The following is a 25,452-nucleotide window of genomic DNA, read 5'->3' as shown; positions in this document are numbered from 1 at the left end:
AACTTCACGATGAAACACTTGCTGAGATGCACTGCCGCGCTTGGTGTCCTGTCGCTGGCTCTGGGTACGGCGCAGGCCCAGGTGAACACGGTGGGCGAGGATGAACGCTCCCATCTGGCAGGCGGGCTTTTCGATGCGGAAAGCGCCAGCTGGAACATGGTGCTGGAGCACAATGTTCCGCCCATCGACGCCTTCTTTGACGAGCGCGCCCTGTTTGCGCCCGCGCAGTTCATGGCCGCGATGCAGGCAGCGCGTGAGGCCGAGGAGCGCGGCGAGGAAGCCGCCCCGCCTGCCTTCACGCCACTGGCTCTGGCCAATACAGACTTTGCCTTCCAGGGCGATCACGTCATCATGGGCAATTATCACGGCTTCCTGATCTACAACGTGGCCGGGGATGCGCCTGAGCTGGTGACGGCGGTCGTGTGTCCGGGCGGTCAGGGCGATGTGTCGGTCTATGGCGATCTGCTCTTCCTGTCGGTGGAGCATAACCGGGCGCGGCTCGATTGCGGCTCTGAGGCCGCTGAAGGCGAGGTCAATCCGGACCGTTTCCGGGGCATCCGCGTTTTTGACATTTCCGACATCACCGCGCCGCGCCAGATCGCTGCCGTGCAGACCTGCCGCGGCTCGCACACGCATACCCTGCTGCCCGATCCGAACGATGAGAACGTCCTCTATGTCTATAATTCAGGCACCCAGCCTGTGCGCTCCGGCGATGAGCTGGAGTTCTGCTCTGACGGGCAGCCGGGCGAGAACCCGGAAACCTCGCTCTATTCCATCGACATTATCCGCGTGCCGCTGGATGCGCCGGAAACGGCCGAGCTGATCGACAGCCCGCGCATTTTTGCCGACCGCGAGACCGGCGAGATTGCCGGCCTCTGGCAGGGCGGCCAGCTGGGCATTGCCAGCCAGCGCACAGCCCAGACCAATCACTGCCACGACATCACGGTCTATCCCGAGCTGGGCATTGCCGGCGGCGCGTGCAGCGGTAACGGCATATTGCTGGACATCACCGACCCGGCCAATCCGTCGCGCATAGCCGAGCTTTTCGACCCGGACATGGCCTACTGGCACTCGGCCACCTTCAACAATGCAGGCGATGTCGTAGTCTTCACCGATGAGTGGGGCGGCGGCACGGCGGCGCGCTGCCGCGCGGAAGACCCGGCCAATTGGGGTGCCAATCTGATCGCCACGATCGAAGGCAATGTGCTGCGCGGGCAGACCTTCTACAAACTGCCCTCCACGCAAGGCGCGAGCGAGAACTGCGTGGCGCATAATGGCTCGCTGGTGCCGGTGCCGGGCCGCGATATCATGGTGCAGTCCTGGTATCAGGGCGGTATCTCGGTGATGGATTTCACCGATCCGCAAAACCCCTTCGAGATCGCTTACTTTGACCGGGGTCCGGTGGATCCGGACAATCTGATCGTTGCCGGCTACTGGTCGTCCTACTGGTATAATGGCCGCATCTACGCCAGCGAGATCGCGCGCGGACTGGATGTGTTGCGCCTTGAGGCAAACGAGCATCTCTCCGAGGCGGAGCTGGCCGCCGCCGAGGCGGTGATCGAGCGTGAAGTGAACCCGCAGACCCAGACGCGTATCGTGTGGGAAGACACACCCGATGTGGCCCGTTCCTACCTCATCCAGCTGGAACGCAATGAAGCCATTGATGCGGGGCTGGCCACACGTGTCGGCGATGCCATCACGCGCTGGGAAGCCAATCCGCAGCGCAATGCGCGCGGGCTTGTTGGCTCGATCCGGCTCCTGAACAACGCTGCTGCCGAGGCCGAGGGACGGGATGCCGTGCGCCTGTCCGAGCTGGCGGCCCTGTTCACCCGCGTAGCGCGCTAGCTCTGCCGCTCATCGACTGAACTGGCCCCGCTGGCGAAAGCTGGCGGGGCTTTTTCATGGGCAAGGCGCACTGCAATCCATCCCCTTGAACCGGCGCTTCCCACCCCCCATTTCTATTTTCGAGGGCGTTGAAGAGGAGGTCCACGACATGGCTCCTGAAGAGTTTGAACAAAGTGAAACCGGTGTGCCTGCGACCGTTTATGTGCGCGAGATTGCCGCTGCAGACGTGTTCGAGCAGGTGATGCCGGGCGGCGCGATTGAAATTGATGGCGTGACGCTGGAACCCGATCAGCAGTTATACGCTATCCATGATGAAGACGGGCGCCGTGTCGGCCTGTTTGCCGACCGCGATGCGGCTTTTGCCGCCGCGCGCTGGCATGGTGCGGCCCCGGTTAGCGTGCACTAGCACGTGCAACGAAAAGCGTGTCAGTCAGTCCCTCCCCCCGGACGGCACGCTTCACTGGAACGCCTCCCGGTCCCCCGCCGGGGGGCGTTCTGCATTTCAGGGGGTGGTCAGAGCGATAAAGCTTCACCCTTGAGCAGGCGCGGCAGATCGCCCGTCTCCCCGCCCGCCGTGCGCATGAAGAAGCGGCGCGCCACGGGAATGGCATTGGTCAGGGACAGTCCCAGCCCGCGCGCATGACGCAGCGCCGTATTGTCGTTGGAAAAGAGCAGGTTGAAGGCATCGGTGCCGAGCGCAAGCCCGGCCGAATCGGTCTTGCGCCAGCGCTCATAGCGGCTCAGCACGGCCTCTGCCCCCGGATCGAGCCCGGCACGCAGGGCATCGACGATCACCTCGCACAGCGCTGCTGCGTCGCGAATGCCCAGATTAAAGCCCTGCCCGGCAATGGGGTGGATGGTGCGCGCGGCATCGCCCGCCAGCGCCAGACGCTCTGCGGTAAAGCGCTCTGCCAGCATCAGGCCCAGCGGGTAGACATGCACCTGGCTGGCTGGCTTCACCTCGCCCAGAAAATCACCAAATCGCGCTTCCAGCGCTTCCTGAAAGCCGCCGGCGTCGAGCGCGGCAATGGCACGCGCGGGTGCGTCCTTCTCGGTCCAGACAAGGCTGGAACGGTTGCCCGTCAGGGGCAGGATGGCAAATGGCCCGCCCGGCATGAAATATTCATACGCCACGCCCTCATGGGGCAGTTCATGCTCCACGGTCAGCACGATGGCCGACTGGCCGTACCGGCGTCCAAGCGAGCGGATACCGGCCCCCTCGCGCAGGCGTGACATCTTGCCATCACAGGCCACGATCAGGCCCGCCCGGAGCGTATCGCCGCCATCCAGTGTCAGCTCGGCATGACCTGAATAGGCCTGCATGGAGAGCGCCCGGCGCGGCGCAAAGACCGGCAGGCCGGTCTCATGGGCGCATTTTGCTGCCGCGATGCGGGTATGGCGGTTCTCCACCATGTATCCGAGCGGTTCGCCCTCATCGCGCGGATGGATCTCGCGCCGGTCGAAATGCAGGCTGTCGACGCCCGGCCCGCCGGGTTTCAACCCGTCCAGCGGACGCCCGTCCACGACCAGAATATCCTCGATGCGCTGGGCCTGGCCTTTCAGATGCGCGGCCACGCCGATCTGTTCGAGCATGCGCCAGGAGGTGTAGGCGAGCGCTGAAGCGCGCCCGTCAAAGGCGATATCGGCCTGTGCATCAAGCGGTAGGGCATCGATTACTGCCACTTTCACGCCTGCATGGTGCAAGGCGAGCGCCAGGGTCAGCCCGGCCAGCCCGCCGCCGGACACCACCACATCGCCGTCAAAGAGGAGTTTGCCTGTCATGGCGGCGAGACTAGCCGATCAGGCGGCCAAGGGAAGCGGGGCAAATGCCGCAGGGCGGGACTAACTCATCCCGCCGAGCGCGCGCTGTACCCAGCCCAGAGGGCCGGTAAAGGCGAGCGGACCATCAGTGACGGCGAGCGCAATGCAGACCTCGCCTGCTTCGGCCACCGGCTTGTGCTCGATCTGCGGGTCAGCGACGCTCAGATCGCCCCTGGCGTAGCGGGCAAGCCCGTCATGGTAAGCGCCGCACAGGACGAGGGTAAATTCCTTGCAGTCATGGGTGTGGCGCGGCACGCCGTGGCCCGGCTCCAGCCGGATCAGCTCGGCCTTGGCGCCGTCTTCGCGTATCAGCTCCATGACGCGTACGCCGGGGCCGGCAAATTGCCAGCTGCCGCCCGCTTCCAGCGCGAGATCACGCACGGGTTCGGGCAGGGCGATCAGCTCATCAAGCGACTGGCTGGCGAGTTTCGCCGCCTTGCGGGCGGAATCGCTATTCAGGGCATGCACCGGACCGGCCTCACCAGCTGCGGCGGCTTCGGTATCGAGAATGGCAAACAGATCATCCATGGCGCCGGGGCGCAGCGCCGCCGGAGCCAGGTCTGCCAGCAGTAATCCGCCGATACGGTCTGCGTCCTCACACAGCTGCGCGATCTGCGGGTCCAGAGCGCCTTGCGTCTCGACAAGCAGGCGCATCGGGCCGGACAGGGTGCCGGACGCGTAAGCGGAAAAGATTTCGTCGCCGAGGCTTGGATGGGTCATGGCAGTGGTCTGGTCTCGTCTGGGAAGGCACGGCGGTGGATATTGAGCGGGTCTATAAGACTTCAAGGGCGGGCCGATGGTTTTGGCAGCCGGCAGGGTTAGAGATCATCGGTGTCGAGATGTTTGCGCAGCTTGTCGAAGGCGAGGCGGAGCCGGGATTTCACCGTGCCAAGCGGCATGGCCAGCCGGTCAGCGATTTCGCTGTGCGACAGGCCGTCAAAGAAGGCCAGCTGCAGAAGCGATAATTGCTCGGCTGGCAATTCCTTCAGCGCCGCCTGCACGCGCAGATCACGCGCGCTGGCATGGGCGGCGTCATCGGGCGCTATTTCCGGCGCGGGCAATAATGATGGCTCGTCCGGGTCCAGTGCTGGCTTTGACGCGCGGCGCGCCACATCGATGCGCTTGTTACGCGCAATGCGGAATATCCAGGTGGAGGCGGCGGCTTGCGTGCGGTCGAACTGGTGGGCCTTGCGCCAGACGGTCAGCATGACCTCCTGGGCAATCTCCTCGGCCAGCGCATCATCGGCATTCAGGCGCAAGAGGTAGGACTTTACGCGTGGGGCAAAGAAGTTGAACAGGGTGGCAAAGGCGGCCCGGTCCTGCCGGGCGGTCTGTTCCACAAGAGCGTCGAGCGTCTCGCGCCCTTCGCGGGCGTCAGTCCTGGTCTTGAAGTCCGCCAAGGAGGATTATCGCTCTCGCGCTCCGGATTGCACCAAACAGGGATGCACCTTAACGCGGTTTAAACTGCTGTGCGCCTTGAAATCGCCGTTACGAGAGCAGAAACATATACCGCCTGCAGCCAGCCGCCAGTTCAGGAAACCGCCCCATGCGCCTTGCCCTTCCCGCTATAGTTCTTTGCGCCATAGCCCTTGGCGCGCCGTCCTTTGCCCAGGCCCCTGATTTTCAGGGCCAGCACAATGACTGGCGCGTCTTTACCCGCGGCAGCGGGGACGAGCGCATCTGCTACGCGGTGACGCGCCCGACCGATTCCCGACCCGGCACGGTCGATCATGGCGATGTGTATTTCTTCGTGTCCAGCTGGGCGAACGGGGCCGCGCGCGAGCAGCCGAGCTTTCTGGCCGGCTATGAGCTGCGCGCAGACAATCCGCCGCGCGCCTCTGTCGGGTCTGACCGGGTGATGATGTATGCCGATGAGCGCGAAGGCTTTGTCGAGGAACCGCGCGACGAGGCGCGGCTGGTCGATGCCATGCGCCGGGGCGCGACCATGCGCATCGAAGCGGTCTCCGCGCGCGGCACCAACACCGCCTACACCTTCTCGCTGTCAGGCGTGACGGCTGCGCTGCGCCAGACCGGCGAGCTCTGCCGCTAGGCCGTCAGGCAGCCCGGCCCTTTGCCGGGCGGGCATGGCGCTCCATGAAGGCGTTCATGCGCGGGACGATCTCTTCGCGGAAGCGCCGCCCGTTGAACACGCCGTAATGGCCGACATCGGGCTGGATGTAGTCCTCACGCAGGGCTTTTGGCAGGCCAGAGCATAGCGTGTGGGCGGCCTGCGTCTGGCCGATCCCGGAGATATCGTCGTTTTCACCCTCGACGGTGAGAAGCGCGATATCGGTAATGGCTGACGGGTCAACCCGGCGGCCCTTCACCTCGAAATTGCCTTGCGGCAAAGCGTGGGCCTGGAACACGTCGGCGATGGTTTCGAGGTAGAATTCCTCGGTCAGATCCATGACCGAGAGATACTCATCATAGAACTGGCGATGCTTGTCGGTGCTGTCGCCATCGCCCTTCACCAGATTGGCGAAATAGTCGTAATGGGCGTCGACATGGCGCTCATAGTTCATGTTGATGAAGCCGGTGAGCTGCAAGAAGCCCGGATAGACCCGGCGCAGCGCGCCTGGATACACGCTCGGTACAGTGTGGATCAGATTGTCCCGGAACCACTCAAACGGGCGCTCTTCGGCCAGCTTGTTGGGCACGGTCGGGCTTTTGCGCGCATCTATGGGCGATCCCATGAAGGTCATGGTGGCAGGGCGCGCCGGATCATTGTCCTGTGCCATCAGCGACAGGGCTGCCAGCACGGGCGGGCCAGGCTGGCAGACCGCAGCCACGTGCGCGCCGGGTCCGATGATTGTAATCATCTCGCGGACATATTCAGCGTAATCGCCAAGCCCGAACCGGCCTTCCATCATCGGCACCATGCGCGCATCGGCCCAGTCGGTAATGTAGACCTCATGGGTGGGCAGGAAGGCTTCTACCGTACCGCGCAGCAAGGTCGCGTAATGGCCGGACATGGGCGCGACCAGCAGGAGTTTGGGATCGTTGAGCGCGGTTTCCTTCGCCTTGCGCGCTGCGGCGAGGGCTGCCCGGTCACGGGAAAAGCGGACCAGATTACAGAATGGCTTTCTCCAGACCGTCTCCACCTCGACGCCGACGGGCAGGCCATTGATCTCTACGGTGCCAAAGCCCCATTCGGGCCTGCCGTAAAAGCGCGTCAGGCTTTCAAACACGTCTGCCGCCGCGGCTGCCGTACGCCCGGCCAGCGTGTCACCCATCGGGTTGAAGGGCGAGCGCAGCGAGGTGCGCGCCACATTGGCCGCTGTGCGCCAGGGCAGCATGGCTGCACGTGTCATTTCCATGAAGGTGTAAAGCATTGAAAATCAGGCCTCCGGCCCAGCAGCGGCACCAGCCGCCATGCTCAGGACGGCGATCATGCGCCCTCTTCCTGTAAAAATCGTTGCAGGGATTGCGCAATGCGTTCAGGCGCGGTGGCGTGCGGGAAAACCTCCACAAACCGGCCCTGCCTATCCATCAGGTAAATCAGTGAAGAATGGTCGATCAGATATTCGGCCATCGATGCGTCGGCATCAGAGCGGGCATAGTAGACGCGGTAGGCGCGCGCGGCCGTCTGGATCTGCTCTGCCGAGCCGGTCAGACCGACAAGGCCATCGGGGAAGACGGGCGTTTCCACATAGCTGGCCAGCGCTTCAGGCGTATCGCGCTCAGGATCAAGGCTGATCAGGAGAGGCTGGAACTCCGCGCGCTCAGCCTCATCAAGCTCTGCAAGCGCCTGCGCCATCAGCTGCAGCGACATGGGGCAGACATCAGGGCAATAGGTGAAGCCGAAATAGATCAGCATGGGCCGGCCGGCGAAGTCGGCATTGGTCATCGTCTCGCCGGTATGGGCGACCAGCTCAAAATCGCCGCCAATCAGGGCCTGCCCGCTTTCACGCACGCCGGGCGGGGCAGCAGCAGGGCGCTGGCCGGTGGTATATACAAGCGCCGCGATGGCGATAATCACGCAGACAGCGCTGGCAATGACAGGTAAAAGCCAGGCAGGACGGTTTGACCAGTTCACGTGCGCGAACTCCCCGGTATGCTTCTCAACCAATAGATAGGGCGCAAATCACCGTCCTGTCGAGGCATTACGCTGCGTCGCAGCATGAACAGGGAGGCCAGAATTGGCCCTTTTCCACACCGATGCGGATGAAAGCCGCGCCGATCCGTCCCTTACCCCGCTCTTCGGGCGGGTAAGGCTGCGCACCCTTATCGTGTTGAGATGGCTGGCGGTTACCGGCCAGACCATCACCGTGTTCGGTGTCCATTTCATACTGGGGTTTGAACTGGCTCTGGCATTGTGTCTGGCCATTATCGGAGCCAGCGCGGCTCTCAACCTTGTGATCGCCTGGACCCAGCCGGTCCAGCGCTTTGCCACAGAGCGCGAAAGCTTTGCCCAGCTCGCCTTTGACGTGATGCAGGTGATCGTTCTGGTGGCCCTGACGGGTGGCACCTCCAACCCGTTCGCCTTTGTGGTGGCAGCGCCGGTGCTGATCGGCGTGGCGGCCCTGCCTGTGCGCTGGTGGATGACGCTGGCCGCGCTGACGATTGCCGGATCGCTGGCCATGAGCGTCTGGCACCGGCCCCTGCCGTGGAATGAATGGGCCGGACCGCTGGACCTGCCGCCCCTCTATCAGGCCGGGCTGTGGCTGGCGCTGGTCATCACCATCGCCTTCACGGCTGTCTATGCGTGGCGCGTGGGCAGCGAGGCGCGGCGCATGGGAGCCGCGCTGGCGGCCACGCAGAGCGTTCTGGCACGCGAGCAGCGCCTGTCCGCGCTTGGCGCGCTGTCGGCGGCTGCCGCACATGAGCTGGGTACGCCGCTGGCCACCATCCAGTTGACGGCCAAAGAGATGGCCCGCGCCATCACCGATCCTGAATTGCGCGAGGACGCCGCCTTGCTGGTCTCCCAGGCCGAGCGTTGCCGCGACATCCTCAAACGCCTGTCTCAGGCCCCCAGCGATACCGACCAGATGCATGACCGCATGGCGCTGGGCGATGTGCTGGAGGAGGCCGCCGCGCCCTTGAAAGGGCTGGGTGCCGCCATCGTGACATCCCTGCAGGATGCAGGCGATGAACCGATGCTGCGCCGGCGGCCGGAGCTGATCTATGCGCTCGGCAATTTTGTCGAAAACGCCGTTGATTTCGCCCGCGCCGAGGTGCGCCTGACCGCAAGCTGGAGCGCGGACCGGTTTATCATCACCGTGAGTGATGACGGGCCGGGCTTTCCCGCTGATATCCTCTCCAAGCTTGGCGAGCCCTATATCACCACGCGCCGCCACGAGCCGGGGCCGGGCGGGCTGGGCCTCGGCGTCTTCATCGCCACCACGCTGATCGAGAGGCTGGGCGGGGTTGTCCGGTTTGAAAACCGGGCCGGGCGCACCGGCGCACAGGTGATAATGACCCTGCCGCGCAAGGGGCTGGAACTGCCCGCATAAGCTGGCAGCTCTTTTACTTCCCGCCCGCCTGTCCTAGATCAGGGGACAGAATATTGATGCCACGCCTGACCCTGAAAGGAACCGGGCCAGACCATGACCGAACTGCTCGACCTGCCCGCCGACCGTACGCTTCTCATCCTGGATGATGATGCGCCTTTCCGAAACCGGCTCGACCGGGCGATGACGCAGCGCGGCTTCGAGGTGACGGCAGTGGGCAGTGTGGCGGAGGCGCTGGACGTGGCCCGCAGCGCGCCGCCAGCCTTTGCGGTGGTCGACCTACGGCTGGAGGATGGCGACGGGCTGGACGTGGTGCGCGCCCTGCACCGGCATCGCCCCGATTGCCGCGCGGTCATGCTGACCGGCTATGGCAATATCGCCACGGCTGTGGCGGCGGTGAAATCGGGCGCGATCGACTATCTCTCCAAGCCCGCCGATGCTGATGATGTGGTGAAAGCCCTGCTGGCGGCACCGGGTACCAAGCCGGAACCGCCGGAAAATCCGATGAGCGCGGACCGGGTGCGCTGGGAGCATATCCAGCGCGTGTTCGAGCTGTGCGATCACAACGTGTCGGAAACCGCGCGGCGGCTGAACATGCACCGGCGCACGCTGCAGCGCATTCTGGCCAAGCGCGCGCCGCGCTAGGGTTTGGCGGTGGCCGCTTCGGCCTCCAGCGCGTCGAGAGCCGGCAAGTTCAGCACGAGCACATAGTCTCCCAGGTACCGCCGCATGCTGCGATGGTCGTCCACCATGGATTGGTCGAGCATGACTGACGGCGTGAGTGCCACCTGATCGTAGCTCACGGTCATTAGTCCGTTTTCGTACGTCATGCCATGGCTGAACTCGAAGGCTTCGTTGGCCAGTTGCGTGCTGGAATCTTGCAAGTTCCAGAAAGTGCCATCGGGGTCATCAATCCCGCCTTCGATGATATGGCGCCGATGATAGGGATAGGCGGTCACCACCGGTGTGCGCCGTTCCAGATTGGTGCTTGCCAGCATATCGCCAAGACTGTGCGGGCGCAGCCGGATCTCCCGCCGTCCGGTAGCATCGGCCGGGCCGATCAGCGGTGCGACACGCCAGCTGATGCTGACTGTCAGCGTATTGGCCTCCTCGTCATCGTCGACGCGCAGGGGCATGACCAGCTCTGCCGAGCGACGGTAACTCGCATAGAAGTTGGTATATGCCTGTTCGATCTGGCTCAGCCCTGCCTGCTGGATGAGGGAGCGCCACTCATCGGCGGCCAGCCCGCGATGGGTGATTTCCAGCGACCAGATCAGCGGGTCAGTAAGCTCCTGTTGCAGAAGCTCGAACCGCTCAAGATACACGGTCGAGGCAAGTGGCCGTTGCTCGGGCGTGGTGTCGGTCAGCTCTGTGGCAACGCCGTCAAGGACCAGAACCTGCCCATAATCGGGCTGGACGCGGTTGAAAAGGGAACCGCGCTGCTTGGTCATTGCCGGCTCAAGCCAGAAAATATTGCCGCCGAGACGGGCCTGGACGAACACATGGTCAAAAAGCTGGGGGCTGGGCGGGTAGCGGCCCAGGCTGCGTCCCGACGAGGTGTTGGCCAGCACCGGATAGGCTTCGATGCCGAGTGCATCGAGCAAGGCCAGCAAAAGCAGGGTTTTGGCCTTGCAGTCGCCCGTGCGCGTACGCAACGTATCGCTGGTGGAGGCGGGAACATAGGTGCCGTCACCGAGCAACACGGCCTGATAGAGAATTTCATCCTGTACGAATTCCAGCGCCGCCCTGAGCTGACGCGCCGGGTCGCCATGAGCCTCGCGAAAGCGCGCCGCCAGCGCTGCGATTTCGGCATCCGGTTCTGCCGGCAGCCGGTAGAAGGGCCGGCCCCATGCGGCCACGCTGGCCCAGTCCGGCCAGGATGAGATGGTCAGGGTCGGGATCTGGGGGTAATCAACCGGCGCGCCGTCTTCCACCTCCACAGCTTCGATGCGCCGGGGGCCAAAACGGTAGACCGTCCGCCCGAAGCGGTTCTCGATCGTCAGGCTGTCATCACTGGCACCGACGATGCGGTGCGATGCGCCGCGCGGCCAGCTGGTGCGGATGGAGAGCTGTTCGATATCGGTCAGGGTGGCCAGCGGAAAGCTCTCTGTGTGGTGCGGGGCAAGCAGAGGATTGGTACCCGTCACAGAGAATGACAGGTCCAGGATATCACCCTGGCGGACATCCTCGATGCGCAGGACGGCGACTTCCATTCCGGTGATGATGCCAAAGTGCAGCGCCGGTTCCTGACGCAGAAACTCTGCAGCGATGCGTCCCTCACGGCTTTCGCGTTCGCCGTCGCGGATGATAGCGGCCTCATGGATGACGATGGACTGGTAGCGGGGGTCGAGATTGATCTGGAGCCGGGAAATGGCGGTCAGTCCCGCGCCCGTCACAGCCTCAATCACATAGCGCGTATAAAGCCCCGCTTCGGGATCTCGTGCGTCATGCTGGAAATCAACGACCAGCAGGCGGGCTCCGCCCATGGCTTCGATCCCGACAGTGGCGGGATCGGGCATGGCAACCGGCTCCACAAAGTCAGGCACCGGCCCGTACCCTAGCGTGCGCGCGGAGGAGGTAGCGGGGGGCAATTGCAAAGCCTGCGCGGACGATGCCCATGTTTCAGGAGGCGTTCCCGCCCGCTCGGCCGGGCTATAATCTGGATAGTGCACGGCCCCGTAAACCAGAGCCATTACCGCGCCAAAACCCAACCCGCAAAATGCGAGCACCCGCCTCACAGTCATCGCTTACCCCCTCAAGCAAGCTGCTTCCCCTCACGATAGTATTAACGCCGGGGAAAGGTGCTACAACCTGAATCTGTGGTCAGGGCAGACGATCCAGCCGCAAGGCGCGCTCGGCCGCCGTGCGGGCAAAGCGCAGGGTGATGGATTTGCGGCGGGCGGGGGCCAGCGGATTGACCGGGCTTTCACGCACGATTGCGCCGCCAAACCCGTCCGCGATGATGAGGCCGGTATGTTCAGGCAGCATGGCGCGCGGGAAGCGTTCTGACACGGCGAAGAAATAGCGGTCGCACCAGTCGAAATATTCAGGCCATTTGCCGTCAGCGCGAAAATCTGCCGCGCCGGATTTCACCTCGACAATAACCAGCTCGCCCTTCGGCCCCAGCGCCATCAGATCTGCCCGGCGTCCGCACGGCAGGGAAAATTCCGGTATCGCGGCCAGGCCAAAGCTCGCCAGCACGCGCGCCGCGCCGCGCATCAGCCCTTGCGCATCGTCAATGGCCGGATTGGTCAGCGAGGCGATGGAGAGGGGTTCAGGCTTCATGGGGTGATAATGTTCAAACTTTGTTCCGTTTGCAAGTGCGGTTCATCCTGCATCTAGGCTGGCGCGCGCTGCCGGGCTAGGAAAAGGCATGACATCGATTTTCAAAGACCAGTTGGCCCCGTCCGAAGCCGACTTTCTCGATATGGCCGAGGCGGCGTTTGCTTCCCTGCCGGAGGCGTTTCGCCAGCTCTGCGGCAATGTGGTGATCCAGATTGCCGATTTTGCCGATGAAGAGACGCTCAAGGCGCTGGAGATGGAAAACCCTTATGAGCTGACCGGGCTCTATCACGGTGTCGATTTGACGGAAAAATCGGTCATGGATCCGGGCATGCCGGACCATGTTTTTCTCTATCGCCTGCCGATTCTGCTGGAATGGTGCGAGCGCGGGGACGTCGCTTTGGACGATCTGATCGCCCATGTGCTCGTCCACGAGATCGGCCACCATTTCGGCCTGTCGGACGATGATATGCATGCCATCGAGGACAGTGTGGATTAGGCTTTTCCCTCGTGCTTCGAGGCGGGGTGTAGAAACTGGCTGGCAACCCTTTTCTGGGCCCCCCGTCGGGGCGGGGGACCCCGGAGACGTTGGCTTTTCGATTAGTCCTGCAAGATTGATTGATGGCCTCTCCACCGGGGTCTCCCGCCCCGACGGGAGACCCAGATTGTTTCCCCGCGACTTCACCGCTTTGGTGTTGATCAACCCCCGACGGGCTTTCTGGAATGACGGCGTTGGCCGATCAAACCCTTTCCGCCCATTCGGGCACGATTTTCGTCGCCGGGCCGTAATGGCGCTCGTCAAAGAGCGTGCTGACCTCGCCGGGCTCCAGCGACAGCTCCACCGTCCAGGCGCCTGCGGCTTTGGCTTCAGTCACAAACCCTGCGGCCGGATAGACCGTGCCGGACGTGCCGATAGCGACGAAGAGATCGCAAGCCCCAAGCGCCTCATAGATCGTATCAAGGCCAAGTGGCATTTCCCCGAACCAGACGACATGAGGGCGTAGCCCGCCGGACCGTCCACAGGACGGGCAGGGCGTATCGGGCGTGATGGCATGGTCGTGCTCGAACAGATGGCCGCAATGGTTGCAGCGGCTTTTGAGCAACTCGCCATGCATGTGCAGCACTTCGTTCGAGCCGCCGCGCGCATGCAGATCATCAATGTTTTGGGTAACCAGCAGAAATTGCCCGCGCTCCTCTGCCTGCCAGAGTAGCTCCAGCGCGGCGAGCGCCCGGTGGGCATCGTTGGGCCGGGCGGCGAGAAGGTTTTCCCGGCGTGCATTGTAGAAGGCGTGGACGCTATGGGGATCAGCGGCGAAGGCTTCGGGCGTGGCCAGTTTCTGCCAGTCGAACTTTTCCCAGATGCCGCCCTTGTCGCGAAACGTGCCGAGACCGGATTCGGCGCTGATGCCGGCCCCGGTCAGGATGACGATATTGCGGACCTTCCGCGCGCTCATCCGGCCGGGCGCTGGAGGCTATAGACGGCGAGCTGGCCGGTTTCAGGCGCGTTGACTTCACCTGTCAGGACAAACCCGCTTTTCTCCAGAACACGGCGCGAGGCGGTTGCAGACGCTCTGGTGTGGGCGCGTATGCCGGTGACGCCCGGCTGGCTGAACGCCCAGCCTGCCAGGCCCTGTACAGCCTCGGTGGCAAGGCCCTGTTCACGAAAACTCGGCAGCATGGAATAGCCGATTTCGACAGTGCCATCCTTGTCAGGCGGGCCAAAAAATCCGCCATTACCGACCAGGCGGCCCGGCGCGTCGTCCGCCCAGCGCATGATGAACACCCAGCCATGCCAGCCGGCCTCTTGCGGGTTTGCGGCCAGCCGGTCGCGGATCTGCGTCATGCTTTCAGTATTGTTCAGCTCTGGCGGCCAGCTCGCTTCGGGTGAGACGTTCAGTGTACGGAAAAACTCCCGTCTGTCGTCCAGCTGCAGGCGCGCCAGATCGGCGTCCAGCGCAACAAGGCGCAGGCGCGGTGTCGCCCACATCGGGCCTCCTGATACGGTCTCGTGCGCTGTCATTTGCCGCCCTGCCGGGGAGTTGCGGATTGCGGCCAGACTACATCTGCATGGTCCAGCCTTCCACCCCCATGGCGGCCTGGCGGATGGCTTCCGACAGTGTGGGGTGGGCGTGGCTGGTGCGGGCAATGTCTTCGGATGCCGCGCGGAACTCCATGGCCAGCGCAATCTCGCCGATCATCTCGCCTGCGTGCGGACCCATAATGTGGCCGCCAAGGATTTCATCGGTCTTCGCGTCGGCCAGGATTTTCACGAAACCGTCCGTATCGTGATTGGTGCGCGCGCGGCTATTGGCCATGAAGGGGAATTTGCCCACCTTGTATTCGCGGCCCATCTCTTTGAGCTGCTCCTCGGTATAGCCGACACTGGCAATCTCGGGGCGCGTATAAACGACGCTGGGCGTGGCCAGATAGTTCACATGGCCCGGCTTGCCCGCGATCAGCTCGGCGCAGGCCGTGCCATCGTCTTCGGCCTTGTGGGCCAGCATCGGACCATGTGTCGTATCGCCGATCACCCAGATGCCATCTGCCGAGGTTTTGAAGTGCTCGTTGGGGATGAAGCCGCGTTTGTCGGCCTCGATGCCCACCGTCTCAAGCCCCAGACCGTCCGTATAAGGACGACGCCCGATGCAGACCAGCACCACATCGGCGTCCAGCACCTCTTCCTCGCCGCCGCTGGCGGCCTCGGTCGTTACTTTGAGCGCCTTGCCGTCCTTCTCGACGCCGGTCACCTTGCGCGACAGCTTGAAGATCATGCCCTGCTTTTCAAACAGGCGTTTGGCCTGTTTGGAAATCTCGCCATCCATGGTGGGCAGCACCCGGTCGAGATATTCCACCACGGTCACTTGCGACCCCAGACGCCGCCATACCGAGCCCAGTTCCAGACCGATCACGCCCGCGCCGATGAGGATCAGCTTGCCCGGAACGCTGTCCAGCTCCAGCGCTCCGGTGGAGGAGACGATCTGCTTTTCGTCGATCTCCACGCCCGGCAGCGGGGTTACTTCCGAACCCGTCGCGATGACGATGTTCTTCGTCTCCAACGTCTTTTCCGAGCCGTCTTCCAGCGCGATCACGACCTTGCCCTTGCCGGCGATGCGGCCCTTGCCGTGGAAATGATCGACCTTGTTCTTCTTCATCAGGCCGGCCACGCCCTTGGTCAGGCCCGTCACAGCGTCGGCCTTCTGCTCCATCATCTTTTCCAGATTGAGCGTGATCTTGCCGGTGCCTATACCCATGCCGGCAAACTCGCTATTGGCCATCTCGTAAAGCTCGGAGGCATGCAGCAGCGCCTTGGAGGGGATGCAGCCGACATTCAGGCAGGTGCCGCCCAGCGTCTTGCGCATCTCGATAATGGCGGTCTTCAGGCCCAGCTGTCCGGCGCGGATCGCGCAATTATAGCCACCCGGCCCGCCGCCAATGATTACAACGTCATACGTGTCAGCCATGCGATGTCCTCCGGCCCGGCGGATGGGAAGGGGGGAGGGGTCCGGGCGCGTTTAACCGCAACCTAGCCAAGCAGCGCGGCGCGTCAATCGCATCTGCCTGCATGCCTGTCATGCCGCCTCGCATGCCTTCACGCCCAGCATCAGGGCTTGATCCGCGCGCCGGTCTGGCTTTTGATCCACGAGCGGGGGGCTCTTAGCGGGCTAAAGGGACAGGACTGCTTGGAAACGTTTCTGATATCGCTGGCGTCCGGCCTCGCGGCTGCGGCCCTGTTCGAGGTGCTTCACCATCCCGAAGACCGCAAACGCGGCACGGCCAATGCCCGGCTTTCGGGGCGGCTCTTTGTCTCCGACCATAACCGCCCGCGCCATCGCGCGGCGTTGTGGGCCATGGCCGGGGTCCGCTGGACACTGGTGGCGCTTAGCGCCGGCCTGGCCGGATTTTACGGCCTCAGCCTGATGGTGACGCTGGGTGCCAATGGCGCAGACCTGCCCGCTGGCGCGCTGATCGGTCTTGCTGTCATCACGGCTTTGTTCATCGCCAATGCCACCCGCTCACAAGGCCATATTATCAGGGGGCTGATCGCGGTCATTGCCGGGCTCGGCCTTGCCGCCCTCATCATACGCGTTGGCGATGATGCCATGGTGACAGCCCTGCTGGTAACAGGGCTGTCGATAGCGTTTCTCTGGCGGGCGCTGGGGCTGGTGCCCCCGCTTCGCGGCTAGATATCCAGCAGCAGGCGTTCGGGCTTCTCAAGGCTCTCCTTCACGCGCACCAGGAAGGTGACGGCTTCCTTGCCGTCCACGATGCGGTGGTCATAGGAGAGCGCCAGATACATCATCGGGCGGATCACCACCTGGCCGTTCACGGCTACGGGGCGGTCCTGAATCTTGTGCATGCCCAGAATGCCGGACTGGGGCGCGTTAAGGATGGGCGAGCTCATCAGCGAGCCATAGACGCCGCCATTGGAGATGGTGAAGGTCGCGCCTTGCATGTCCTCAAGGCCGAGCTGGCCGTCGCGGGCGCGCTTGCCAAGGTCCATGATGCCCTTCTCGATACCGGCCAGCGATTTCTGGTCGCAATCGCGCACCACCGGCACGACAAGGCCGCGATCAGTGCCGACCGCCACGCCGATATCGTAGTAATTCTTGTAGATGATGTCGGTGCCGTCGATCTCGGCATTGACCGCCGGGATGTCCTGCAGCGCGGCGACACACGCCTTCACGAAGAAGCTCATAAAGCCGAGCTTGATGCCGTGCTTGGCGGTGAAATCGTCCTGGATTTCCTTGCGCAGCGCCATGATCGCGCTCATGTCCGCCTCGTTATACGTGGTCAGCATGGCGGCGGAGTTCTGCGCTTCCTTCAGGCGGCGCGCGATGGTCTGGCGCAGGCGGGTCATTTTCACGCGCTCTTCGCGCTCGCCGGTTTCGCGCGGGGCCGATTGCTGGGTGACAGCCGCAGGTTCCGGCGCGCGTGCGCCCTGCTCGACGGCTTTGAGCGCATCGCCCTTGGTCACGCGGCCATCCTTGCCGGTGCCTTCAATCGTCGACAGATCGACCTTGTTTTCGGCGGCTACGCGCTGGGCAGACGGCATCGCCTTCACATCGTCAGATGACTTGGCATCAGCCTTGGGGGCTTCGGCCTTGCTGTCCGATTTCGCCGCGCCGCCAGACGCGCCTTCGCGGATTTTAGCCACGACCTGGCCCGGCTCCACGCTGTCGCCTTCCTTGACGAGGGCTTCTTCCAGCACGCCAGCGACGGGTGAAGGCACTTCCACGGCCACCTTGTCGGTCTCGATCTCCATCAGCGGCTGGTCGACGCTGACGCTATCGCCGACTTTCACCAGCCAGTTGCCGACCGTGCCTTCGGCAACGCTCTCGCCCATGACCGGCACCTTGGCCTCGGTCAGCGATCCGCCCTTGCCTGACGACTTGCTGTCCTTGCTCTCAGCCTTGGCTTCGGATTTGGGCGCCTCTTCCTTCTTGTCGGCCTTTTTCGGTTCGGCAGATTTTCCGCCAGAGCTGCCGGCCTCGAACTCGGCGAGGGTAGCGCCAATCTCGACTGTATCGCCCTCTTTGGCGCTTATGGCGGTGATGACCCCGTCTTCCTCGGCGCGCACCTCGACCGACACCTTGTCGGTTTCCAGCTCCACCAGGACATCGTCTTTCTTCACGGCCTGACCTTCAGAGACCAGCCAGCTTCCAACCGTTGCTTCGGAAACGGATTCGCCAAGGGTGGGGACGGTGATTGCGCTCATGATACGGTCATCCAGATCGGGTGTGAGAGGGGTCAGTCTTTGGCGAGGGCTTCGTCAACGAGGGCTTTCTGCTGGGCCTGGTGGCGCGAGAGCAGCCCTGTCGCGGTGGAGGCGGAAGGGGAACGGCCCACATAGCGCGGGCGCTTGGATTTGCCGCCCACCTTTTCAAGGCAGAACTCCAGATAGGGTTCCACGAAGGTCCAGCCGCCCATGTTTTTCGGTTCTTCCTGGCACCAGACAATGTCGGCATCGGGGAAGCGTTTGAGCTCGTCGATGATGGATTTCGCCGGGAAGGGGTAGAACTGCTCGACACGGAGCAGATAGACATCGTTCAGCCCCTTGTTCTCGCGCGCTTCGAGCAGATCGTAATAGACCTTGCCTGAGCACAGCACGACGCGGCGGATATCCTTGTCGGCGGCCAGCGGTTTGGCGCGCGGGGCGGCGAACTCGCCGCGGTCCTTGCGCACGCTCTGATCGCCATCATCCCACAGGACGCGGTGGAAGGAGGAGCCGGGACCGAACTCGGTGAGATCGGACACGCAGCGCTTGTGACGCAGCAGGGATTTGGGCGTCATTATCACCAGCGGCTTGCGGAAGCCGCGGTGGATCTGGCGGCGCAGGATATGGAAATAGTTGGCAGGCGTGGAGCAGTTGGCGACCTGCATATTGTCTTCGGCGCATTGCTGCAGGAAGCGCTCCAGCCGGGCCGAGGAGTGTTCGGGTCCCTGACCCTCATAGCCGTGCGGCAGAAGCATGACGAGGCCGGACATGCGCAGCCATTTGCGCTCGGATGATGAAATGAACTGGTCGATGATGACCTGCGCGCCATTGGTGAAATCACCAAACTGGGCTTCCCACATGACGAGCGTGTTCGGCGCGGAGAGTGAATATCCATACTCGAAGCCAAGCACGGCCTCTTCCGACAGCATGGAATCGATCACTTCGTAGCGCGCCTGATCCTCACTCAGATGATTGAGGAAGGTATGGCGCTCCTGTGTCTCCTGATCGATCAGATGGGAGTGGCGCTGGGAAAACGTGCCGCGTCCGCAATCCTGCCCCGAAAGGCGCACAGGGAAGCCTTCGATGAGAAGCGTGCCGAAGGCGAGATGTTCGGCCGTGGCCCAGTCGATGCCTTCGCCTTTTTCAATCGCCTCGCGCCGGCCATTGATGACGCGGTTGAGGGTCTTGTGGATGTTGTAGCCGTCCGGGATGCGCGTCATCGCTGTCCCGACCGCTTTTAGCGTGTCTATATCGACAGCCGTCTGGCCGCGCCGGTCGTCCTCGTCCGGCAGGCCAAGGCCAGACCAGACGCCGTCCAGCCAGTCGGCCTTGTTGGCCTTGTAGGATTTGCCCAGCTCAAACTCGTCATCGAGGAAGGCTTCGAGCTCAGCTACCCAGCCATCGACCTCTTCAGCGGTCACCACGCCTTCGTCGGTCAGGCGGCGCGTATAGAGTTCGCGGGTGGTCGGGTGGCCGGCGATCGCCTTGTACATTTGCGGCTGGGTGAAGGACGGGTCATCGCCCTCATTGTGGCCAAAGCGGCGATAGCAGAACATGTCGATGACGACATCCTTGCCGAAGGTCTGCCGGTACTCGGCGGCCACTTTCGCCGCAAACACTACCGCTTCGGGATCGTCCCCGTTCACATGGAAAATCGGTGCCTGCACCATCAGCGCCACGTCAGACGGGTAGGGCGAGGAACGGCTGTCGCGCGGATCGGTGGTGAAGCCGATCTGGTTGTTGACGATGAAATGGACCGCCCCACCCGTGCGGTGTCCGCGCAGGCCGGACAGGCCAAAGCACTCGGCCACGATGCCCTGTCCGGCAAAGGCGGCATCGCCGTGCAGCAGAAGCGGCAGGACCTTGTGAGCGGATGGCTCTCCGGTCTGCACCTGGTATTTGGTCATCTTGGCGCGCGCCTTGCCCAGCACGACCGGATCAACCGCTTCGAGGTGGGAGGGATTGGCCGTCAGCGACAGATTGACCGTGTTGCCATCGAACTCGCGCGTGGACGACGAACCCAGATGGTATTTCACATCGCCAGAGGAGAACTCGTCCTCGCCAATGGTCGAGCCGCCCTGAAACTCGTGGAAGATGACGTGGTAGGGCTTGCCCATGACGGCGGCCAGCACGTTGAGGCGGCCGCGGTGGGGCATGCCGACAATGATGTCGCTAACCCCCATGGCGCCGCCGCGCTTGATGATCTGCTCCAGCGCCGGGACCATGGACTCGCCGCCATCAATGCCAAAGCGCTTTGTGCCGGGATAGCGCTTGTGCAGGAAGCGCTCGAACGCCTCGGTCTCGACCAGCTTGCGCAAAATGGCCTGCTTGCCGTTCTTCGAGAACGCGATTTCCTTGTCAGGGCCCTCGATACGCTCCTGCAGCCAGGCTTTCTCCTCCGGGTTGGAGATGTGCATGAACTCCACGCCGAACGTGCCGCAATAGGTGCGTTTGAGGATGTCGAGAATCTGGCGGATGGTGGCGGTCTCAAGGCCGAGATAGCCATTGATGAAGATCTCGCGGTCGAGATCGGCCTCGCCAAATCCGTAGCTTTCCGGCTCCAGCTCGGGCTGCGGTTCGCGCTCGCTCAGATTCAGCGGATCAAGATCAGCCGCCAGATGCCCGCGCATGCGGTAGGCGCGGATCAGCATGATCGCCGAAATGCTGTCCTTTACGGCTGAATGCACATCGGCGGGCGCGGCCGTATCGCCCATGCGCGCCGCTACCTTTTCAGGCAGGCTTGGCACCACGCTCTCGATATCGCCCAGCGCCTGGACCATCTCGCCATTGGTTTTGCGTGGCCAGCCATCGCGCTTCCAGCCCGGCCCTTTGGCGGCCTGTTTTGCGTTGGCCGCCTCATCGCCGACAGCATCGAAGAATTTGCGCCAGCTGGCGGGAACCGATGCCGGGTCGGTGGCATAGCGCGCAGCCATGTCCTCCAGATAGATGGCGTTGGTGCCGAACAGGAAGGAGGTGTCGAGGAAGGTCTGGTTGGTCGAGGAGCGAGCGTCGGTCATCTTGGCCCTTCAGGGCAGGTTTATCGTGAGCGCCACCACGGCACTTGCCTGGATAATCGACACTTATGCCTCTCCGGTGCAAAAGAGAAGCCCAAATGGGCGCAAAACGCCCCTGCGAACCGCAATAGGCACGAACGTACGTTCATGTCGTGCTCTCGCGCACGGTAGCAAGACGCCGCGCGCCGTCAGGTACAGCTATTGCGCGCCATCACGCCTATGAACAATGTACAAAGCATAGCGCCCGGTTAACTATCTGTTTGCTTGGAGTTTGAAGTTTGATGCCGAGAATATTCTAATTCACGTCAGGAGCGCGAACAGCCCGCGTCTCCGTGCAAGTGATGTGATGTCAGTTCTTTCTACGCTGGCCCGCTTCCGCCCCAAGCTGAAGGAAGCCGCCCAGCTGGAGACCACACAACTCCAGCTCATCAATCTGGATGTGCTTGAAGCGCAATACAAAGAGAAGTGGCCGCGTGTAAAGGAGCGCATTTTCGATACGTGCGAGCAGTTCATCTCCAAACGTATCGGGTCAGACGACCTCATATTACGCGCCGCCAATGGCTTTATCGTGCTGCCTGGTCCGTCGCGGGCAGAAGAAGCAGAAGCCTTCACCCGCCGCATAGAGATCGAGCTGAAGGCCTTTTTCCTTGGCACTGATTATCTTGCCGGCTTGGAGCTGCACGCTGAGACCATCGACATCGCTCTGTCCGATCTGCTTGGCGGCATTCAGTCCGGTCCGCTGGACGCCGCTGCACAAGCCTATGAAGCCGCTGGTGAGGACGATGGCGTTGATCTGGGTGCGGACCTTCAGCCCATACCGCCTCCCCGGCCGCGCGAACCGGTGCGGCTGCCCCCGTTTGAGCTACGCTTTGAACCGGTCTGGGCATCGGCGACGGGGTTCGCGGCCCTCAACCTCGTGCACCCGGTCGGACGGATGCGCGGGGACGGGCCGCTGGTGCGCGGACACGCCCTCTCGCCCAGCGAAGGGGGCGGGGCGATGCGCATGGAGTTTGATCGCAATGTGCTGCTGGCGGCTGCCGCAGCCTGGAAAACCGCCCGGGACAAGGGAACCCCAAGCGCCCTTGCCGTCCCTGTGCATTTCGAGACGCTGGTGACGGTCAAATATCGCCTGCCCTACTTGGCGGCGGTCAACACGCTGGACGACAAGGCGCGGTCTGCCCTGGTGTTGTATATCCTCGGTGCTGACATGGATGCGCCGATGGGCAGTCTGACCGAGGTGTGCCGGCTGGCACGCACTCTCACCCGGCATATCATGGTGCGTATCGACCCGCGCACCGTCCGCCTTGAGCGCTTTAACGACTCCCAGGTCGACATCTTCTCGATAACTGCTCCGGCCACGGCTGAGATGTTCGTGCGCCAGTGCGCAGGTATTGCCGCGCTGGCCGGAAAGATTGCTGCCCGGCGCCAGCTGCTGGCGGTTGAGGATTGCCATGACGCGGTCGCGCTGCCCGGCTGGCTGGCTATCGGTCCGGATTATCTGAGCGGGTTGATGGTCGGGGGTGAAACCAGAGAGCCCAAACCGCCATACCGCCTGGTGCCCGGCGAGAATATCCATTTGGTAGGAGCAAACGGGAAATGACACGGGAACCCTGGCGCCGCCGCTTACGCCTTGAAGGCACGCCCTGCCCGGGCGAGGCCGCAGTGCTTACCCGGCTGGTCTATATTTCCGCAGTGGCCATCGCGCGCGGGCAGGGCCATTTCCGGTCAGAGCTCGCGGACATCATGGCGGCCTGTGAGCGTTATAACCCGCGAGCCGGTATTACCGGCGTACTGGTTTATGACCGGGGGCGGTTCATCCAGATGCTGGAAGGGCCGAAAGCGGCGGTTGAGGACATATATGCGCGTATCTGCAACGATACGCGCCATGCCGAGGTCACGCTGCTGTTGAACGAACCGGCCAGCGAGCGCCTGTTTGACGACTGGGCCATGGCGTTTGCCAATGCCGGTGACGCGCCGCTGCCAGTGAAGGCAAGCAGCGGCTGGGTTGAGCTGGACCGTGATGGACTGCTCTCAAGGCTGCGGGAGATCCATGACCATCAGGCGGTCATGAATCTCCGGTCGATACAGCCTAGCCCTTGAGGACCTCGACCAGTGTCTTGCCAAGGCGCGCCGGGCTGTCGGACACGGCGATCCCGGCCGATTTCATTGCCTCGATCTTGCTTTGCGCATCGCCCTTGCCACCGGCAACAATCGCGCCGGCATGGCCCATCGTGCGGCCTTCAGGTGCGGTGCGCCCGGCAATGAAGCCGGCCATCGGCTTTTTACGGCCTTTTTTGGCTTCATCGCGCAGGAATTGAGCCGCTTCCTCTTCGGCTGAACCGCCGATTTCGCCGATCATGATGATCGACTTGGTCTCGTCATCGGCCAGGAACATCTCCAGCACGTCGATGAACTCGGTGCCTTTTACCGGATCGCCGCCAATGCCCACCGCCGTCGTCTGGCCGAGACCCTCAGCCGTGGTCTGGAACACGGCTTCATAGGTCAGTGTGCCGGAGCGCGAAACCACGCCGACCGAGCCCTTCTTGAAGATATTGCCCGGCATGATGCCGATCTTGCACTCTTCCGGGGTCAGCACGCCGGGGCAGTTCGGGCCCAGAAGGCGCGAACTGGACTTTTCGAGGCGCGCTTTCACCTTGACCATGTCCATGACCGGGATGCCCTCGGTGATGCACACGATCAGCTCCATGCCCGCATCAATCGCCTCGATGATCGCCGCGCCAGCCCCTGCGGGCGGGACATAGACGACCGATGCGGTTGCGCCGGTGCGCTCCTTGCCTTCGGCGACGGTTGAAAAGATCGGCAGCGAAGCCGCGCCGTCCATGCCGCTTGTCCAGCTTTCGCCGCCCTTTTTGGGGTGGATGCCGCCGACCATGCGGGTGCCGTAATAGGCCAGCGCCTGCTCGGTGTGGAAGGTGCCGGTCTTGCCGGTCAGGCCCTGAACGAGAACCTTGGTGTCTTTGTTGACGAGTACGGACATGGTTCTCAGCCCTTCTTCACGGCGGCTACGATTTTCTGGGCGGCGTCATCAAGATCGTCGGCGGACGTAATATCCAGCCCGCTCTCGTTGAGGATTTTTTTGCCCTGATCGACATTGGTGCCTTCAAGGCGCACGACCAGCGGCACTTTCAGGCCCACCTCCTTCACGGCGGCGACCACGCCTTCGGCGATGACATCGCAGCGCATGATGCCGCCAAAGATGTTCACGAGGATGCCTTTGACGTTCTTGTCGGCGGTGATGATCTTGAAGGCTGCCGTCACCTTCTCCTTGCTGGCGCCCCCGCCCACATCGAGGAAGTTGGCAGGCTCCGCGCCATAGAGCTTGATGATGTCCATCGTCGCCATGGCGAGACCGGCGCCATTGACCATGCAGCCGATATTGCCGTCCAGCGCCACATAGGCGAGGTCGTATTTGGATGCCTCGATTTCCTTCTCGTCCTCTTCGGTGAGGTCGCGCAGGGCCTGGATGTCCTCATGGCGGAAGAGCGCGTTGCCATCAAAGGACACTTTCGCGTCGAGCACGCGTAAGTGCCCATCCTTCATCACGATGAGCGGGTTTACTTCCAGAAGGCTCATATCCTTCTCGGTGAAGGCCCGGTAGAGGATGGGTGCCAGAGACAGCATGTCCTCGCGCGCGGAGGCTTTAAGTTCCAGCGCATCGGCGATTTTTGCCGCATCGCCTGAGGTCACGCCCGTTTCCGGGTCGATATTGATGGTGAGGATTTTCTCCGGCGTCTCTTCGGCAACCGCCTCGATATCCATGCCGCCCTCGGTGGAGACGACATAGGCCACGCGGCCTGTCTCGCGATTGACCAGAAGGGAGAGATAAAGCTCGGTCTCGATATCGGCGCCGTCCTCGATATAGAGCCGGTTCACCTGCTTGCCGGCCGGGCCGGTCTGATGGGTGACCAGCGTATTGCCCAGCATGTCCTTGGCGTGGGAGATCACTTCATCGCGGCTGAAGGCGAGGCGTACACCGCCCTTGGCATCGGCGGGCAGTTCCTTGAACTTGCCCTTGCCCCGGCCCCCGGCATGGATCTGCGATTTCACGACCCAGAGCGGTCCGGGCAGCTTGTCGGCTGCCGCGCCGGCTTCATCGGCGGAAAAGATCGCAACACCGTCAGCGACAGGCGCGCCAAACGCCTTCAGGACGGCCTTGGCCTGATGCTCGTGGATATTCATGGGGCAGCACTCACCTTGTTACCGGGGAGGGGCGGACCGGCGGATGCGGCCCGTCACAGGAGATGTTTCGCGTCGGCTTATACCATCGCCTTGCCGCAGTGCAACGCGAGGCGTGTAGCCTGTC

Annotated in this window: 23 protein-coding genes; 9 read left to right on the top strand and 14 right to left on the bottom strand. The window is 63.1% G+C overall.

The features are described 5' to 3' along the window. The first annotated feature begins 9 nt into the window (after positions 1-9). The gene (locus tag ACQ5ID_RS07520; RefSeq protein ID WP_429911834.1) at positions 10-1,845 is read left to right on the top strand and encodes an LVIVD repeat-containing protein; all 1,836 of its coding nucleotides are present in this window, start codon (positions 10-12) and stop codon (positions 1,843-1,845) included. 148 nt (positions 1,846-1,993) lie between these two features. After that, positions 1,994-2,251: a DUF1150 family protein gene (locus tag ACQ5ID_RS07515; protein ID WP_371392795.1), complete on the top strand. Its 258-nt coding sequence runs from the start codon at positions 1,994-1,996 to the stop codon at positions 2,249-2,251. Positions 2,252-2,358: 107 nt separating this feature from the next. Here the strand turns inward: ACQ5ID_RS07515 and ACQ5ID_RS07510 are convergent, their stop codons facing one another. From ACQ5ID_RS07510 to ACQ5ID_RS07500, 3 genes are all read right to left on the bottom strand, one after another. After that, on the bottom strand, positions 2,359-3,627 hold the full coding sequence (locus ACQ5ID_RS07510) for an FAD-dependent monooxygenase (RefSeq protein WP_429911833.1): 1,269 nt from the start codon (positions 3,625-3,627) through the stop codon (positions 2,359-2,361). A 60-nt stretch (positions 3,628-3,687) separates the two neighbouring features. Next, complete coding sequence (locus tag ACQ5ID_RS07505; protein WP_429911832.1) at positions 3,688-4,386, bottom strand: ChrR family anti-sigma-E factor; 699 nt, start codon at positions 4,384-4,386, stop codon at positions 3,688-3,690. 98 nt (positions 4,387-4,484) lie between these two features. After that, on the bottom strand, positions 4,485-5,066 hold the full coding sequence (locus ACQ5ID_RS07500; protein ID WP_429911831.1) for a sigma-70 family RNA polymerase sigma factor: 582 nt from the start codon (positions 5,064-5,066) through the stop codon (positions 4,485-4,487). A 146-nt stretch (positions 5,067-5,212) separates the two neighbouring features. Between ACQ5ID_RS07500 and ACQ5ID_RS07495 the strand changes: the two genes are divergently transcribed. Next, entirely contained in the window at positions 5,213-5,716 is a 504-nt protein-coding gene (locus ACQ5ID_RS07495) for an invasion associated locus B family protein (RefSeq protein ID WP_429911830.1), read from the top strand. Between the two features lie 4 nt (positions 5,717-5,720). On the opposite strand, the gene ACQ5ID_RS07490 is transcribed toward ACQ5ID_RS07495, so the two are convergent. Together ACQ5ID_RS07490 and ACQ5ID_RS07485 are read right to left on the bottom strand one after the other, a co-directional pair. Continuing rightward, positions 5,721-6,998 carry a polyhydroxyalkanoate depolymerase gene (locus ACQ5ID_RS07490; protein ID WP_429911829.1) on the bottom strand — a complete coding sequence of 426 codons (1,278 nt, stop codon included), beginning with the start codon at positions 6,996-6,998 and terminating at the stop codon, positions 5,721-5,723. Positions 6,999-7,054: 56 nt separating this feature from the next. Then, a complete protein-coding gene (locus tag ACQ5ID_RS07485) occupies positions 7,055-7,702 on the bottom strand; it encodes an SCO family protein (protein ID WP_429911828.1) in 648 nt (215 codons plus the stop codon). Positions 7,703-7,805: 103 nt separating this feature from the next. On the opposite strand from ACQ5ID_RS07485, the gene ACQ5ID_RS07480 reads away from it, so the two are divergent. Next, on the top strand, positions 7,806-9,119 hold the full coding sequence (locus ACQ5ID_RS07480; RefSeq protein ID WP_429911827.1) for an ActS/PrrB/RegB family redox-sensitive histidine kinase: 1,314 nt from the start codon (positions 7,806-7,808) through the stop codon (positions 9,117-9,119). A 93-nt stretch (positions 9,120-9,212) separates the two neighbouring features. Continuing rightward, positions 9,213-9,761, top strand: coding sequence for an ActR/PrrA/RegA family redox response regulator transcription factor (locus tag ACQ5ID_RS07475; protein WP_371392787.1), 549 nt, complete (start codon positions 9,213-9,215; stop codon positions 9,759-9,761). Here ACQ5ID_RS07475 and ACQ5ID_RS07470 read toward each other — a convergent pair. Next, on the bottom strand, positions 9,758-11,860 hold the full coding sequence (locus ACQ5ID_RS07470; protein WP_429911826.1) for a DUF3857 domain-containing protein: 2,103 nt from the start codon (positions 11,858-11,860) through the stop codon (positions 9,758-9,760). The genes ACQ5ID_RS07475 and ACQ5ID_RS07470 overlap by 4 nt on opposite strands. A gap of 79 nt (positions 11,861-11,939) precedes the next feature. Next, positions 11,940-12,401, bottom strand: a complete 462-nt coding sequence (mmcB, locus tag ACQ5ID_RS07465) for a DNA repair putative endonuclease MmcB (protein ID WP_429911825.1) — start codon at positions 12,399-12,401, stop codon at positions 11,940-11,942. Between the two features lie 88 nt (positions 12,402-12,489). Between mmcB and ACQ5ID_RS07460 the strand changes: the two genes are divergently transcribed. Continuing rightward, the gene (locus ACQ5ID_RS07460) at positions 12,490-12,897 is read left to right on the top strand and encodes a metallopeptidase family protein (protein WP_429911824.1); all 408 of its coding nucleotides are present in this window, start codon (positions 12,490-12,492) and stop codon (positions 12,895-12,897) included. A gap of 241 nt (positions 12,898-13,138) precedes the next feature. On the opposite strand, the gene ACQ5ID_RS07455 is transcribed toward ACQ5ID_RS07460, so the two are convergent. The 3 genes from ACQ5ID_RS07455 to lpdA all read right to left on the bottom strand — a co-directional run bounded on the left by ACQ5ID_RS07455 (position 13,139) and on the right by lpdA (position 15,859). After that, positions 13,139-13,852 carry an NAD-dependent deacylase gene (locus tag ACQ5ID_RS07455; RefSeq protein ID WP_429911823.1) on the bottom strand — a complete coding sequence of 238 codons (714 nt, stop codon included), beginning with the start codon at positions 13,850-13,852 and terminating at the stop codon, positions 13,139-13,141. Then, complete coding sequence (locus ACQ5ID_RS07450; RefSeq protein ID WP_429911822.1) at positions 13,849-14,385, bottom strand: GNAT family N-acetyltransferase; 537 nt, start codon at positions 14,383-14,385, stop codon at positions 13,849-13,851. Before ACQ5ID_RS07450 ends, ACQ5ID_RS07455 begins: the two co-directional genes overlap by 4 nt. 70 nt (positions 14,386-14,455) lie before the next feature. Continuing rightward, entirely contained in the window at positions 14,456-15,859 is a 1,404-nt protein-coding gene (gene lpdA, locus ACQ5ID_RS07445) for a dihydrolipoyl dehydrogenase (RefSeq protein ID WP_429911821.1), read from the bottom strand. A gap of 219 nt (positions 15,860-16,078) precedes the next feature. Here lpdA and ACQ5ID_RS07440 point away from each other — a divergent pair, with 219 nt between their 5' ends. Further along, complete coding sequence (locus ACQ5ID_RS07440) at positions 16,079-16,582, top strand: hypothetical protein (RefSeq protein WP_429911820.1); 504 nt, start codon at positions 16,079-16,081, stop codon at positions 16,580-16,582. On the opposite strand, the gene odhB is transcribed toward ACQ5ID_RS07440, so the two are convergent. Both odhB and ACQ5ID_RS07430 read right to left on the bottom strand, forming a co-directional pair. After that, positions 16,579-18,114, bottom strand: coding sequence for a 2-oxoglutarate dehydrogenase complex dihydrolipoyllysine-residue succinyltransferase (odhB, locus tag ACQ5ID_RS07435; protein ID WP_429911819.1), 1,536 nt, complete (start codon positions 18,112-18,114; stop codon positions 16,579-16,581). The two genes, ACQ5ID_RS07440 and odhB, sit on opposite strands and share 4 nt — an antisense overlap. Positions 18,115-18,146: 32 nt before the next feature. Continuing rightward, entirely contained in the window at positions 18,147-21,131 is a 2,985-nt protein-coding gene (locus ACQ5ID_RS07430) for a 2-oxoglutarate dehydrogenase E1 component (RefSeq protein ID WP_429911818.1), read from the bottom strand. Between the two features lie 343 nt (positions 21,132-21,474). Here ACQ5ID_RS07430 and ACQ5ID_RS07425 point away from each other — a divergent pair, with 343 nt between their 5' ends. Both ACQ5ID_RS07425 and ACQ5ID_RS07420 read left to right on the top strand, forming a co-directional pair. After that, positions 21,475-22,728 carry a hypothetical protein gene (locus ACQ5ID_RS07425; RefSeq protein WP_429911817.1) on the top strand — a complete coding sequence of 418 codons (1,254 nt, stop codon included), beginning with the start codon at positions 21,475-21,477 and terminating at the stop codon, positions 22,726-22,728. Then, positions 22,725-23,228, top strand: coding sequence for a BLUF domain-containing protein (locus ACQ5ID_RS07420; protein WP_429911816.1), 504 nt, complete (start codon positions 22,725-22,727; stop codon positions 23,226-23,228). The genes ACQ5ID_RS07425 and ACQ5ID_RS07420 overlap by 4 nt, the downstream gene beginning before the upstream one ends. Here the strand turns inward: ACQ5ID_RS07420 and sucD are convergent. Together sucD and sucC are read right to left on the bottom strand one after the other, a co-directional pair. Next, positions 23,218-24,126 carry a succinate--CoA ligase subunit alpha gene (sucD, locus tag ACQ5ID_RS07415; RefSeq protein WP_429911815.1) on the bottom strand — a complete coding sequence of 303 codons (909 nt, stop codon included), beginning with the start codon at positions 24,124-24,126 and terminating at the stop codon, positions 23,218-23,220. The two genes, ACQ5ID_RS07420 and sucD, sit on opposite strands and share 11 nt — an antisense overlap. 5 nt (positions 24,127-24,131) lie before the next feature. Beyond that, the gene (gene sucC, locus ACQ5ID_RS07410) at positions 24,132-25,328 is read right to left on the bottom strand and encodes an ADP-forming succinate--CoA ligase subunit beta (RefSeq protein WP_429911814.1); all 1,197 of its coding nucleotides are present in this window, start codon (positions 25,326-25,328) and stop codon (positions 24,132-24,134) included. Positions 25,329-25,452: the final 124 nt, after the last annotated feature.

Origin of the sequence: Glycocaulis sp. (assembly GCF_050485565.1) — a bacterium.
Classification (GTDB): domain Bacteria; phylum Pseudomonadota; class Alphaproteobacteria; order Caulobacterales; family Maricaulaceae; genus Glycocaulis.
Note: the sequence above shows the minus strand (reverse complement) of the source record. Positions and strands in the feature narration are given on the sequence as shown.